Source organism: Microbacterium sp. NPDC056052, assembly GCF_042266785.1.
Taxonomy (GTDB): Bacteria; Actinomycetota; Actinomycetes; order Actinomycetales; family Microbacteriaceae; genus Microbacterium.
On sequence record NZ_JBHJWV010000009.1, the window covers coordinates 128,297 to 140,720 of the forward strand.

Annotated in this window: 11 protein-coding genes; 5 read left to right on the forward strand and 6 right to left on the reverse strand. The window is 70.8% G+C overall.

Annotated elements, in window-relative coordinates; genetic code table 11:
• Positions 1–21: 21 nt before the first annotated feature.
• From ACFC1J_RS17020 to ACFC1J_RS17035, 4 genes are all read left to right on the forward strand, one after another.
• Entirely contained in the window at positions 22–819 is a 798-nt protein-coding gene (locus ACFC1J_RS17020) for an amino acid ABC transporter permease (protein WP_375908725.1), read from the forward strand.
• Positions 816–1,571 (forward strand): amino acid ABC transporter ATP-binding protein, encoded by a 756-nt coding sequence (locus ACFC1J_RS17025; RefSeq protein ID WP_375908728.1) that lies wholly within the window; start codon positions 816–818, stop codon positions 1,569–1,571. Before ACFC1J_RS17020 ends, ACFC1J_RS17025 begins: the two co-directional genes overlap by 4 nt.
• A gap of 210 nt (positions 1,572–1,781) precedes the next feature.
• On the forward strand, positions 1,782–3,083 hold the full coding sequence (locus ACFC1J_RS17030) for an alpha/beta hydrolase (RefSeq protein WP_375908731.1): 1,302 nt from the start codon (positions 1,782–1,784) through the stop codon (positions 3,081–3,083).
• Positions 3,080–5,548: a bifunctional lysylphosphatidylglycerol flippase/synthetase MprF gene (locus ACFC1J_RS17035; RefSeq protein WP_375908734.1), complete on the forward strand. Its 2,469-nt coding sequence runs from the start codon at positions 3,080–3,082 to the stop codon at positions 5,546–5,548. The genes ACFC1J_RS17030 and ACFC1J_RS17035 overlap by 4 nt, the downstream gene beginning before the upstream one ends.
• Before the next feature lie 34 nt (positions 5,549–5,582).
• Here the strand turns inward: ACFC1J_RS17035 and ACFC1J_RS17040 are convergent, their stop codons facing one another.
• The 5 genes from ACFC1J_RS17040 to ACFC1J_RS17060 are packed head-to-tail and all read right to left on the reverse strand — an operon-like array spanning position 5,583 to position 11,131.
• Positions 5,583–7,112, reverse strand: coding sequence for a LuxR C-terminal-related transcriptional regulator (locus tag ACFC1J_RS17040; RefSeq protein WP_375908737.1), 1,530 nt, complete (start codon positions 7,110–7,112; stop codon positions 5,583–5,585).
• A gap of 35 nt (positions 7,113–7,147) precedes the next feature.
• The gene (locus ACFC1J_RS17045; protein WP_375908739.1) at positions 7,148–8,251 is read right to left on the reverse strand and encodes an ABC transporter ATP-binding protein; all 1,104 of its coding nucleotides are present in this window, start codon (positions 8,249–8,251) and stop codon (positions 7,148–7,150) included.
• A complete protein-coding gene (locus ACFC1J_RS17050; protein ID WP_375908743.1) occupies positions 8,248–9,045 on the reverse strand; it encodes an ABC transporter permease in 798 nt (265 codons plus the stop codon). Before ACFC1J_RS17050 ends, ACFC1J_RS17045 begins: the two co-directional genes overlap by 4 nt.
• Complete coding sequence (locus tag ACFC1J_RS17055; RefSeq protein ID WP_375908745.1) at positions 9,042–9,989, reverse strand: ABC transporter permease; 948 nt, start codon at positions 9,987–9,989, stop codon at positions 9,042–9,044. Before ACFC1J_RS17055 ends, ACFC1J_RS17050 begins: the two co-directional genes overlap by 4 nt.
• Entirely contained in the window at positions 9,986–11,131 is a 1,146-nt protein-coding gene (locus ACFC1J_RS17060; protein ID WP_375908748.1) for an ABC transporter substrate-binding protein, read from the reverse strand. Before ACFC1J_RS17060 ends, ACFC1J_RS17055 begins: the two co-directional genes overlap by 4 nt.
• A 176-nt stretch (positions 11,132–11,307) precedes the next feature.
• Between ACFC1J_RS17060 and ACFC1J_RS17065 the strand changes: the two genes are divergently transcribed.
• The gene (locus ACFC1J_RS17065) at positions 11,308–11,769 is read left to right on the forward strand and encodes a hypothetical protein (protein ID WP_375908750.1); all 462 of its coding nucleotides are present in this window, start codon (positions 11,308–11,310) and stop codon (positions 11,767–11,769) included.
• 51 nt (positions 11,770–11,820) lie between these two features.
• Here ACFC1J_RS17065 and ACFC1J_RS17070 read toward each other — a convergent pair whose 3' ends face one another.
• Positions 11,821–12,351, reverse strand: a complete 531-nt coding sequence (locus ACFC1J_RS17070) for a GNAT family N-acetyltransferase (protein WP_375908753.1) — start codon at positions 12,349–12,351, stop codon at positions 11,821–11,823.
• Positions 12,352–12,424 lie beyond the last annotated feature (73 nt).

Here is a 12,424-nt window from a genome sequence, read left to right on the forward strand (position 1 = left end):
AGCGACGGAAGGACCTTGACGATGGCGTTGAGGCGCACGCAGAAGCAGCGGCTGTACCGCTACGCCGTGTACGCGGTGCTGATCGCGATCGTGATCTGGATCGTGGTCAGCACCAACTGGGCGAAGATCGGACCGCTGTTCTTCAACCCGGCGATCGCGGCGAAGATGCTCCCCGCGATCATCACGACGGGGCTGGTCAACACGATCTGGTTCACGGCCGTGGCGTTCGCCGGCGGACTGGTGCTCGGCGTGCTGCTGGCACTGCTGAAGATGAGCAGCATCGGGCCGTTCCGCTGGATCGCCACGGCGTGGATCGAGCTGTTCCGCGGCCTGCCCGCGGTGCTCACGATCTTCGCGATCGCGTTCATCGTGCCGATCGCCTCGGGGGTTCCCGGGCAGAAGCTCGGCGGTCCCGTGGTGCTCGGCCTGATCGGCCTCATCCTCGTCGCCTCGGCGTACATGGCGGAGACGATCAGGGCGGGTCTGCAGGCCGTGCCGAAGGGGCAGACCGAGGCCGCGCGCTCGCTCGGCATGTCGCCCATGAAGACGACCTTCTGGATCGTGGTGCCGCAGGGCTTCAGGATCATCATCCCGCCGCTCACGAACGAGTTCGTGCTGCTGCTCAAGGACACGTCGCTGCTGTTCATCGCCGGCGCGTTCATCTGGTCGAAGGAGCTCACGACCTTCGCCCGCGATGCGACCACGCAGAACTCCAATGCGACGCCGCTCATCATGGCGGCGATCCTGTACCTGATCGTGACCATTCCCCTCACGCGCTTCACCGCGTGGCTGGAGCGACGGATGGCGAGGGAGCGATGAGCACCGACCTGATCAACCTGAACGCGCCCGCGATCGACGTCCGCGGGCTCGTGAAGACGTACGGCGACAACGAGGTGCTCAAGGGCATCGACCTGTCCGTGCATCCCGGTGAGGTGGTCTGCGTGATCGGCCCTTCCGGATCCGGCAAGTCCACGCTGCTGCGCTCGGTGAATCTGCTGGAGCGGCCGACGGGCGGGGAGATCCTGATCGAAGGGATCGACATCACCGACCCGGATGTCGACATCGACCGGGTGCGCACCCGCATCGGCATGGTGTTCCAGAGCTTCAACCTGTTCCCGCACATGAGCGTGCTCGGCAACCTGACGATCGCTCAGCGCCAGGTGAAGAAGCGCGGCAAGGCCGAATCGGAGAAGGTCGCGAAGGCGATGCTGGAGCGCGTGGGCATGGCGCACAAGGCCGACGCCTACCCGGCCCAGCTCTCCGGCGGGCAGCAGCAGCGCGTCGCGATCGCGCGGGCGCTGTGCATGAATCCCGACATGATGCTCTTCGACGAGCCGACCTCGGCGCTCGACCCCGAGCTCGTGGGAGAGGTGCTGCAGGTGATGCGGACGCTCGCCGACGAGGGCATGACCATGATGGTGGTCACGCACGAGATGGGCTTCGCCCGGGAGGTCGGCTCCCGCCTGATCTTCATGGACGGCGGGCACATCCTCGAGGAGGGCGACCCCCGCGAGGTGCTCGCGAACCCGCAGCATCAGCGCACGAAGGATTTCCTCGCGCGTGTGCTGTGAGACGCCGGCGACGGCGGGACGGCCCTGACTGAGGGATTTCCCTGAGCCGCCGACCGGAAACCATGAGACGCGCCGGGGACTTATGCGCCCCCGGCGCGTCTCATAGCGTTCTCCGAGCCTGATCGGGGCGCTCCCACCGGTTCCGCCGAGGCGGCCCGGATTACGATGGGTCGTCGCCCCGTCAGGAGGCGGGAACGGAGCACGCCCTTCATGCCGCGCTGGTTGCTGGAGCTGGACCTCGCCGACGGACCGGTGCCGTGGATCGTCTGGGGACTGGCGGCGGCGGGCCTCATCGCGCTGCTGATCCGGCCGCTCCGCCGGCGCTGGATCGTGCGCGCATCGATCGCCGTGGTCGCGGGCGCGCTCGTGGGCTGGTTCCTCGTGGTGATCGTGGACGTCGCCGACCTGTTCGGTGTTCCGATGCCCGAGACCGTGAAGTGGTGGACCTCGGGCGGCTTCGCGCTGATCGGGCTGGCGATCGTGAGCCTGTGGGATTCGCGCTGGTGGCGCAAGGCCGTCGCGATCCTCACCGTGATCGCCTCCGTGCTCTCGATGGGCATCGGGATCAACCAGGCGTTCGCGCTGGATCGCACCCTCGGCGACCTCCTCGGCATCAACACGCTCGGCCCGCTGGACCACTTCGCACCGCCGCTGGCCACCCCGGATCCTTCCGCGAAGCCGCTGGCCGAGACATGGACGCCCCCTGCCGACATGCCGTCCCGCGGACGGTTCGGCGCGCTCTCCGGCGCGAACGCGCTGACCTCCTCCGCCGGGTTCACGCCCCGCGAGGCGACCATCTACCTGCCTCCGGCCGCGCTCGTGAAGGATCCGCCGGCCCTCCCGGTCGTGGTCTTCATGATGGGACTGCCCGGCTACCCGAATCCGCATCCGATGGTGGACGTCATGAACGAGTTCGCTGCCGCGCACGACGGCCTCGCGCCCATCGTGATCATCGCCGACCAGCTCGGCGCGCAGGATCAGAACCCCGGCTGCATCGACTCCGCGGCCTACGGCGGGGTGGAGACCTACTTCAACAAGGACATCCCGGACTGGATCCGCGGGCATCTGCGGGTGCAGCAGGATCCGAAGTACTGGACCATCGCCGGATACTCGAACGGCGGGGCGTGCGCGTTCATCTACGGCGCCAGGCATCCCGGCGTCTGGGGCAACATCGCCACCGCATCCGGTGAGCCGTGGTCGGGCTTCGGGGACCCCAAGTCGGTCGAGAAGGCGTTCCAGGGCGATCACGCCGCGTTCGACGCCAACAAGCCGGAGGCGATCCTCGCGGAGCACCCCGGAGCATACGACGGGCACTACGCGATCTTCGCGGCCGGGGCGCTCGACAAGAAGTACGGACCCGCGAACCGCGTCTCCGCAGGCCTCGCGGAGGCGGCGGGCTTCACCACCACGTACTACCTCGTACCGAACGCCACCCACACCGGGCCGGGCCTGCGCGGCGGCCTGGAGAAGGCGTTCGAGGTGCTCTATCCGCGCCTGGGGCTGGCCCGATGACCTCGTCGCGGGCGATGTCGGCGGTGCTGGCGGTGGCGCGCCGTGCCGGGCGCTACGCGCGCCGCCATCCGTTCGCCGTGGGGCTGGCCGTCCTGCTCCTGGTCAGCGGCCTGGCGCTCGGGCCTCTGCGGGGACACCGCCCCGCCGGCATCGGGCTCAGCCCGCTCGCCTTCGGACGCGAGCGGGAGTGGTGGACGCCGGTGACGGCCCTTCTGGTGCCGGACTCGTGGGGCGGCCTGTTGCTGTCCGCCGCGCTCGCGCTCACGCTGCTGGCCTACGCGGAACGGCTGATGGGCACCTGGCGCGTCGTGAGCGCCTTCCTCGTGACGGGCGTGCTCGGCGGCCTGCTCGGCCTCGGGATACAGTCGCTGGCCTGGTCGTGGGGGCAGGTGTGGGCGCGGATCGACGCCCGCGGTGCGGTGCTGGACCCCTCGATCGGAGTCCTGGGGGCGATCATGGCGGGCAGCGCGTTCGCACCCGCCCTGTACCGCCGCCGGATCCGCCTGCTCGGCCTCTCGCTCCTCGTCACCTACACGCTGTACGGCGGCGACGCGGACAGCGTCTACCGCCTGCTCGCCGCGCTCGCCGGCCTCGTCCTCGGCGTGATCCTCACGAGTGGCCGGCCGCGGCCCGCCTGGTACCGCAGCTCCTATCACGAGACCAGGACCCTCACCGCGGCCCTGGTCGCCGTGACCGGCCTCGGCCCGCTGATCGTGCTCCTCACCGGCGTCGGCATCGGGCCGCTGGCCCCCGTGGTCGCCGGACTGCGCGGCGTCGACATCTCCGGGATCAGCGACGCGTGCGCGCAGAACAACGCGTCCGCGCACTGCGTCGCCGGGGTGACCACCGCGGTCGCCGCCGGGACCGGCGTGGTGCTGATGAGCCTCGTTCCGCTGCTGCTCAGCCTGGTCGCGGCGTGGGGCCTGCGCACGGGGCGCCGCGCCGCGTGGTTCCTCGCGATCGGCGTGAACGCCGTGATGGCGCTGCTCACCGGTCTCAGCGTGGCGACCCGCTCGCTCCGGCAGGCGACCGACGTGATCGCGATCGACCGGCAGTTCCCCGGATTCTCCGTGCTGGCGATCCTCGTCCCGGTTGGCATGTGCATTCTGCTCGCGATCACGCATCGCCGGTTCGCGGTGCGCGCCTCGCGTCGTGCGGTGCGGCGGTTCTCGCTCACGATCGGGATCGCGTTCGTCGTGCTGGCCGCCACGAACATGATCCTGGTCTCGGCCGTCTCGCGCTCGCCGTCGTTCTGGTCGTCCCTGGCGACGACGCTGCGCCGGTTCCTCCCGACGATCATCGGACGCCCCGGCGGGCACACCCCGCTCACCGGGATCGCGCTCGCGCTGCACCGCGATGTGGGGGCGCTGTTCTGGCTCGTCTTCGCGGTCGCCATGGTGGGGCTTCTGCTGGGACGGTCGCGCAAGGCGGCGGACGATGCGGAGCGGTTCCGCACCCAGCTGCGCACGACCGACGGCGGCACGCTCGGATTCATGGGCACCTGGGAGGGCAACGAGCACTGGTTCACGGCAGACGGCCGCGGCGCGGTCGCCTACCGGGTCGTGAACGACATCGCGATCGCCGTCGGGGACCCGGTCTGCACGCCCGGGGACACGGCGAAGACCATCCGCGGATTCCTGGACTTCTGCGACGCGAACGCCTGGACCGCGGTGTTCTACAGCACGCACGAGGAGTTCGCGCCCGCGTTCAGGGACCTCGGCTGGAAGAGCATCTCGGTGGCGGAGGAGACCGTGGTGCCGCTCGAGCGATTCGAGCTGACCGGCAAGGTGTGGACCAAGGTGCGCCAGCCGTACAACCGCGGACAGCGCGACGGGCTCACGACCCTGTGGACCACGTGGGAGCAGCTGCCCGCGGGCCTGGTCGCACAGCTGGACGCCCTCAGCGAGCAGTGGATCGCGGAGAAGGCGCTGCCGGAGATGCGCTTCACTCTGGGCGGCATGGAGGAGCTCAGGGATCCGGACGTCGAGATCCTGCTCGCGATCGGCCCCGAGGGTGAGCTGCAGGCGGTGACGAGCTGGATGCCGGTGTGGCGCGAGGGGGAGCTGGTCGGACGCACGCTGGACTTCATGCGCCGCGCCGACGGCGCGATGCCCGGCGTGATGGAGTTCGCGATCGCGTCGGCGGCGCTGCACATGAAGGAGCAGGGACTCGAGGTCATGAGCCTCTCCGGTGCCCCGCTCGCCCAGACCGTGGACGGCGATGCCGATGCGGACCCCGGCATCACGCGGCTGCTGGGATGGCTGAGCCGGGTGCTCGAGCCCGCGTACGGCTTCGCCTCGCTGCTGCGGTACAAGGGCAAGTTCAACCCCGAGTACCGTCCGATGCACCTGTTCTATGCGGACAACGGGCAGCTTCCCGCGATCGGGCTCGCGATCGGACGCGCGTATCTGCCGAACGCCTCGCCGGCCGAGTACGTCGCCCTGGCGCGGTCGCTCGCGGGCTGACCCGCCGGGTGACCCAGGCGCGGGCCCGGTCCCGCTACGAACGCTCGAGAAGGCGGGCGAGGACTTCGGCGCGGTTCCGCACGCCGAGCTTGCGGAAGGCGTTCGTGAGATGCACCTCGACCGTGCGCTCCGAGATCCCCAGCTCGAGCCCGATCTCCCGGTTGCGCAGACCTCGGGCGAGCAGATCGATCACGCCGCTCTCGCGACCGGTGAGCAGGGCCAGCGCGGGGAGCCCGGATCGGGGCGCGCGCTCGTCTGCGGGCGTGCGGCTGACCGCGACCGTGTGCGCGCCGTCGACGTCGGGGACGACGGCATAGCCGACGGTCCGTCCCGGGCGCAGCCCGATCAGCGCAGGGCCGAAGCCCCGGACGAGTTCCGGAGCCTCGTCCCGGAGGGCGACGAGAGCACTCGAGGTCACGCCGCCGCCGATGTGCGTCATGGGCAGGCGCACGAGGGCGTCGCCGAGGACCGTGGCGGCTTCCCCCGCGCGTCCCGCATGCAGCAGGAACCCCGCCTGCTGCCCGCGCACGTGCGCCTCGATCAAGGGACTCAGCGGGCCGGGGGCGGAGTTCCACGGCCACACCTGGACGGCGGGGATGACGCTCAGGTAGAGCCGGGCGTGGCGCTCGTCCGCATCCTCCGGCGATGTCCACCAGATCTCCGCGATCGAGTCGATGCCGCTCAGCGCCGCATGATCGGTCGCGGTCGCCGCGGCGGACCGCAGGAGCGGGAGCTGGCTCGCGACGCGGGCGAGGGCATCCGCGCCCTCGTCCGGTCCGTCGAGGAAGCTCTGCGCGACCCGGCGGCCGTTCTGCGCCTGTGCCCTGAGGTCTCCCTCGCCGAGCTCGGCGGTCTGGAACAGTCGCACGGCGTCGTCGAAGCAGCCGAGCACGAGGGCGCTGCGTGCGCCGAGCATCGCCGCGCCGCTGCGCATCGTCGGAGCCGCGGTGAGAGCGCGCGCGGAGGCGATCCGGAACGCCGCCTCGGGGTTTCCGCGGGTCAGCAGCCGCTGTCCGATCGCGAGGAGGGCGCGCAGCGCCCGCGGATCCGTCTCGGCCCTGCCGTGCACGGCGTGCCAGAGACCGATGTCGGCGAGGCCGTGCTGGCGGTGGGCGAGCCAGAGCGCGCGATGGATCGTCTCGCACTCCGCCGTGTCGGCGCCCGCGAGTATTCCGCTCCGGTCGGCTTCGGAGAGGAACCGGAACCGGCCCGCGGAGAACCGCACGGTGCGCTGCACCGTCTCGGAGATCACGACGCTGGTGTCGGTCGCCGTCGCGGCGAGGAGGATGTCGGCGCGGTCGGTCACGGAGAGCGCGGCGGCGAGCAGGAGACGCCGCACCCCGGGTTCGGCCTCCGGTGTTGCGGCCATCGCCAGCGGCCATACCTCCGGCAGGACCGCCAGGCCCGCGCACTGAGCGGCGGACAGGCGGCCGCCGACCGCCTGAAGGTGCTCCGCGGTGATTCCCGGAAGCGCCGACAGGCGACCGGCGACCTGGGGCGCCACGGGCGCGCCCGCGGCGCCCTGGACCAGGGCGAGTGCGCTCAGAGCATCGTGGGGACGCATGATCCGATCTTGTCAGACACGTGAACTCCGCCGTCTCACTGCGGCTGACGCACCGCCACGGGCTCCGGGTCGACCGCGAGCCCCACGAGGTCGCCGTACTGCGGGTGGATCCGCGCCGAGTGCTGCACGCGCACGAGCAGGCCGTCCTCGGTGCGCACGAGCGTGCGCCGCATGCTCCCGAGGAACATGCTCTCCTCGACGGTCCCCGTCACGGCCGCGCCGGCGGACTCGACCAGCCGCACGTTCTCAGGGCGCAGGAGCACGTCGACCTCGCCCGTCGCGGGGAGCTGCAGCGGGATCTCGGCACCCCATACGCGCACCGTGGCGCCGTCGGCAAGTCCGCGCACGACGCTGGACAGGCCGACGAATGCGGCGACGTGCGCCGTCGCCGGGCGCAGGTAGAGCTCCTCCGGCGTACCGATCTGATCGATGCGGCCCGCGTTCATCACGGCGATCCGGTCGGAGACGCTGAGCGCCTCCTCCTGGTCGTGCGTGACGAAGACGGTCGTGATGCCGAGCCGCAGCTGCAGCCGTCGGATCTCATCGCGCAGCTGCACGCGCACCTTGGCGTCCAGGGCCGAGAGCGGCTCGTCCAGCAGCAGCACCCTGGGCTCGGTCACGAGCGCGCGGGCGAGCGCCACGCGCTGCTGCTGGCCGCCGGAGAGCTGGTGCGGGAACTTGTCGGCGTGCGCCTCCAGCCCGACCAGGGCGAGCGCGTCCAGCGCGCGCCGCCGGGCCTCGGCCGTGGCGACCTTGCGACGGCGCAGACCGAACGCGGTGTTGTCCACCACGCGCAGGTGCGGGAACAGCGAGTACGACTGGAACACCATGCCCAGGTCGCGCTTGTTCGTCGGGACGCCGGACACGTCCCTGCCGCCCAGCAGCACGGCGCCGCCGTCGGCGTCCTCGAGCCCGGCGAGCACGCGCAGCAGGGTGGTCTTGCCGCAGCCGGAGGGGCCGAGCAGCGAGACGAACTCGCCGGGTGCGATGTCGAGATCGATCCCGTGCAGGACCTGCGTCCGGCCGTAGCTCTTGACGATGCCGTCGAACTGCACGGAGCTGCTGAACGGCGCCGTGCCGTCCGACCGGTCGGCGAGGAGGGAGTTCTCCGCCGTGCGGGGGAGCGCGATGTCGCTCATGAGTCGGCCTTTCCGGACCGGCCGCGGGCGGCCCGTCCGATGATGAGGAGCAGGAGGAAGCTGAACGTCAGCGCCATCAGGGCGAACATCGCCGGGGCCCAGCCGTCCTGCTTCTGCACGACCACGAGAGCGGTCTGCAGCACGTCGCGGTTCAGCAGCGAGGCGATCGTGAACTCGCCGAGCACGACCGCGATGGACAGGAGGGACGCGGCGAGCAGGCCCTGGCGCAGGTTCGGTGCGAGCACGCGCAGCACGACCGTGCCCCAGCCCGCGCCCAGGGAACGGGCCGCCTCGGCGAGCGTGGTCATGTCGACCGCGTCGATCGAGGCCTGGATGGACCGGTAGGCGAAGGGGAGCACGGTGATGCCGTATGCGAATGCGAGGGTCCAGGCGCCGGTGCCGAACGAACGCCCGATCTGCAGGTAGATCGGGGTGAGGCCGACCACGAGCACGATCGCGGGGATCGAGATCGGCAGCAGTACGACGAACTCGAAGACCGGGCGCAGTCGCGGATAGCGCAGGTTCACCAGGATCATGGTCGGCGCGAGCACGAGCAGCACGATGAGCACGGTGACGACCGCGAGGATCAGCGAGTTGCCGAGCCCGGTCCAGATCGGCTGGTAGACCGCCCCCTTGGCGGGATCGCCCAGGGCGGCCCAGTGCGACAGGGTGAACCCACCGCCCTCTCCGCGGAACGTGTAGGCGAGCGTCGCGAGCAGCGGGATGACGAAGAAGAGCCCGACCAGGATCCCGATGATCCAGCGGGTGAGGGGCGACGGGGCGAGCCGGTTCATGACTGCCACCTCGCTGCGCGGCGCTGGACCAGCGAGTAGAGCCACATGACGACCCCGACCACGACGATCATGCCGAGCGCGAGCGCGCCGGCGAGGTTCTCCCGGCCCAGCACGGTCTCGCTCGTGAGCGCGGCGCGGATCTGCAGCGGCACGATCTGCGACCCCTGGCTCGCGAGGGCGGCCGCGGTCGCGTACGAGGAGAACGCGTTCGCGAACAGCAGCAGGAAGCTGGCGAGGAAGGCAGGGGCGAGCACGGGGATCCCGATCCGCAGCCAGAAGCTCGCGCGCGTGCCGCCGAGCGTGAGGTTGGCCTCGGCCCACTGCGGCTTCAGCGCCGAGAGGGCGGGCATGAACGTGATGACCATGAGGGGGATCTGGAAGTAGAGGTAGGGCAGGATCAGTCCGGGCAGCTCGTAGATCCACGGGCCCTGGGCGAACGGGTCGACGCCGAAGGTCTTGAGCAGCTCGGTCAGGACGCCGCGAAGGCCCAGCGTCGCGATGAACATGAATGCGAGCATCACCCCGCCGGTCTGGGCGAGGACTCCGGAGGCGGCGTCGATCACGGTGCGCACCCCGCCGGAGGGATTCATGCCGAGCAGGGCGTAGCAGACGAGGGCGCCGACGATCGCGCCGATCGCCGCGGTGAGCAGGGACAGCCCCGCGGAATTGGCGAAGGTGAGCAGCACCGTCGGATCCCAGAGGGCCGAGATGTTGTTCGTGGTGAACGCGCCGTCCCGGGTGAAGAAGCCGGTGGCGACCGCGAGGATCGTGGGCAGCACGAGGAACAGCAGCAGGTACGCCGCGAACGGGACGAGTCCGATCGCGGCGAGTCCTCGGGACAGGCGGGCCGGGAGGGGGGCGCCACCTGACCCGTGCCGGGTCGAAGCGCGAGGCTCCGACCCGGCACGGGATGCGGCGGGAGCCGCGGTGGTGTCGGAGGTCACTGGACGGCCGAGGCCCACTTCTCGCCGAGCAGTTTGCCGGCGGCGGTGCTCTGCGCCTCGGTCGGCACGACGGTCTCCTTCGGCGCGGCGGGGAGCGCGGCGGCGAGCGTCTTGTCGATCGTTCCGGCCTTGGTCATGGCGTCCATGCGCACGGGGCGCGCGCCGCCCTTGAGCCAGAGGTTCTGGCCCTCGTCGCTGTAGAGGAACTCCTGCCACAGGCGCGCGGCGGCCGGGTGCGGCGCCGCCTTGTTGATCGCCTGGTTGTAGTAACCGGCGTAGCCCGTGCCGGGAAGGACGACGGTCTTCCAGTTCTTGTTGTCCTTGGTGTGCGCGGCGTTCAGGTAGTCCCAGTCGAAGACGACGGGGGTCTCCCCGCTCGCGACGGTCGCCGTGGTGACGTCGACCTTGAGCAGGTTGCCGGCCTTCTGCAGGTCGGCGAAGAAGTCGATGCCCTTCTGGTAGTCGTCGAGCTTCCCGCCGGACTGCACCGTTGCGAGGCCCACGGCGGCGAACGCCGCCCCGGCCTGCGTCGGGTCGCCGTTGAGCGCGACCGCGCCCTTGTACTCGGACTTCTTCAGGTCGTCCAGGCTCTTCGGCTCCGCGAACTTCGAGGAGTCGTAGCCGATCGACATGTACCCGCCGTAGTCGCCCGTGAACAGGCCGTCCTTGTCCTTGAGCTGGGCCGGGATCTCGTCCCACTTCTCCACCTGGTAGGCGGCGAACTTGTCCGTGTTCTGCAGGGTCACCGTGAGGCCGAGGTCGAACACGTCGGGAGCCGTGTCCAGGCCCTCGTTCGTCTTGGCGGCCTGGATCTCCTCGGCGCTCGAGGCGTCGGGGGAGGCTTCGTTGACGGTGATCTTCGGGTACTTCTTCGTGAACGCGGCGAGGATCTCGCCGTAGTTGGCCCAGTCGTGGGGGAGGGCGATCACGTTGAGCTTGCCCTCGGCCTCCGCGGCCTTCTCGAGGTCGGCCAGCGAGCCGAAGTCCTTGAGCGAGGTGGCGGTCGCGGCCTTGGCGCCGGTGCCGGACGAACCGGTCGGGTCGGCGGAGGCGGATCCGGAGCAGGCGGAGAGCAGGAGCGCGGCGCTGGCCGCGAGCGCGATGCCGGCGCCGATGCGCGCACGGCGGTTGCTGATGAGCATGATTTCCTCTCGGTGTCCGGCGCTGCCGCCGGGGTCGGGTCGAGAGGGAATGTACGGCGGCGGAGTTACCGGTCAGGCGGACCGGGGTGAATGCGGGATGAACGATTCGAGTCCAGGGCGGTCGGAGACAGGCCGGTTCTGGGGAGAAACAGACCGGGGTCTGGTTGGATCGGAGCATGAGCACCCTTCCCGAGACGATCGAGCTCGACGGCGCCACCCTGATCCGGATCGACGCGCCGGACGACATCGCCTGCTGGACCGGAGGCGTCGACGGCGGGGACGGCGGGTGGACCGTGAGCGTCATCACCGAGCCGGCGGAGGAGCCCGGCGCGGAGGCGCGGGAGGCGGCCCAGGGCGTCGTGACGGAGTTCGCGGCGCTCAGCGAGGCGGCGATCCGCTACCTCGTGGAGGAGCTGGCCGGCCCGCGCGGCGACCTCTCCGACGCCGACCGCGCGCGGCTCGCGGAGGAGGAGCCGCCGTTCGCCGCACCCGAGGCCGTGGTCTGGCAGGACGGCACCTGGATGATGCGCTTCGCGGAGTGCGGCCTGGAGATCGGCGACGAATACGGCGTGGGAGTCATGTTCGCCGGCCGCACCCCCGTCGCGGTCGAGGACCTGTCGGATCCGGACGACGTCTGAGGGCGATCGTCTCCGGCGGCGTTTCGTCTCCGTCGCCTGCGGCGTCTTCGCTCAACGACCGGCGGTGGTGGCGGTCTCTGCGTTGTACTTGAAGCCCTTGTGCGATCCGGCGAAGCCGAGGCGCTCGTAGAAGCGGTGCGCCTCGACGCGCTGCGCATCTGAGGTGAGCTGCACCAGCGGGCTGGCGAGGTCGGCGGTCGCGACGTCCATGATCCAGCGCATGAGCGCGGAACCGACGCCGCTCGAGCGCAGATCCGAGCGCACCCGGACCGCCTCGACGAGCAGTCGGGTCGAGCCGCGACGAGACATCCCCGGAATGCGGGTGAGCTGGAACGTGCCGATGATCCGGCCGTCGTGCTCGGCGACGAGGAGGTCGTTGGATCCGTCGGCGAGCACCGACTCCAGGCCCGCGGCGTATGCCGGCAGGTCGTCGTCGGAGGCGGTGTCGCCGCGCGCCGCGCTGATCGCGTCATCGGCGAGCAGCGCGACGATCGCCGCGGTGTCCTCCGTGTACGCGCGGCGCAGCGTCACCTCGCCGATCCGGGTGTCGAGCGGGACCGGGAGCGTGAGAGCGGCGAGCATGATCCGATCCTTTCACGCGATCGGCGGTGCGCCTGGCGCGGAGAAAAGCGCTTCGCTCGGAAGGAATCCGGGG

Excerpts from the sequence above, each read along its gene's own strand:
- ACFC1J_RS17020 (WP_375908725.1), top strand. The coding sequence starts at position 22 with ATGGCGTTGAGGCGCACGCAGAAGCAGCGGCTGTACCGCTACGCCGTG.
- ACFC1J_RS17025 (WP_375908728.1), top strand. The coding sequence starts at position 816 with ATGAGCACCGACCTGATCAACCTGAACGCGCCCGCGATCGACGTCCGC.
- ACFC1J_RS17030 (WP_375908731.1), top strand. The coding sequence starts at position 1,782 with ATGCCGCGCTGGTTGCTGGAGCTGGACCTCGCCGACGGACCGGTGCCG.
- ACFC1J_RS17035 (WP_375908734.1), top strand. The coding sequence starts at position 3,080 with ATGACCTCGTCGCGGGCGATGTCGGCGGTGCTGGCGGTGGCGCGCCGT.
- ACFC1J_RS17040 (WP_375908737.1), bottom strand. The coding sequence starts at position 7,112 with ATGCGTCCCCACGATGCTCTGAGCGCACTCGCCCTGGTCCAGGGCGCC.
- ACFC1J_RS17045 (WP_375908739.1), bottom strand. The coding sequence starts at position 8,251 with ATGAGCGACATCGCGCTCCCCCGCACGGCGGAGAACTCCCTCCTCGCC.
- ACFC1J_RS17050 (WP_375908743.1), bottom strand. The coding sequence starts at position 9,045 with ATGAACCGGCTCGCCCCGTCGCCCCTCACCCGCTGGATCATCGGGATC.
- ACFC1J_RS17060 (WP_375908748.1), bottom strand. The coding sequence starts at position 11,131 with ATGCTCATCAGCAACCGCCGTGCGCGCATCGGCGCCGGCATCGCGCTC.
- ACFC1J_RS17065 (WP_375908750.1), top strand. The coding sequence starts at position 11,308 with ATGAGCACCCTTCCCGAGACGATCGAGCTCGACGGCGCCACCCTGATC.
- ACFC1J_RS17070 (WP_375908753.1), bottom strand. The coding sequence starts at position 12,351 with ATGCTCGCCGCTCTCACGCTCCCGGTCCCGCTCGACACCCGGATCGGC.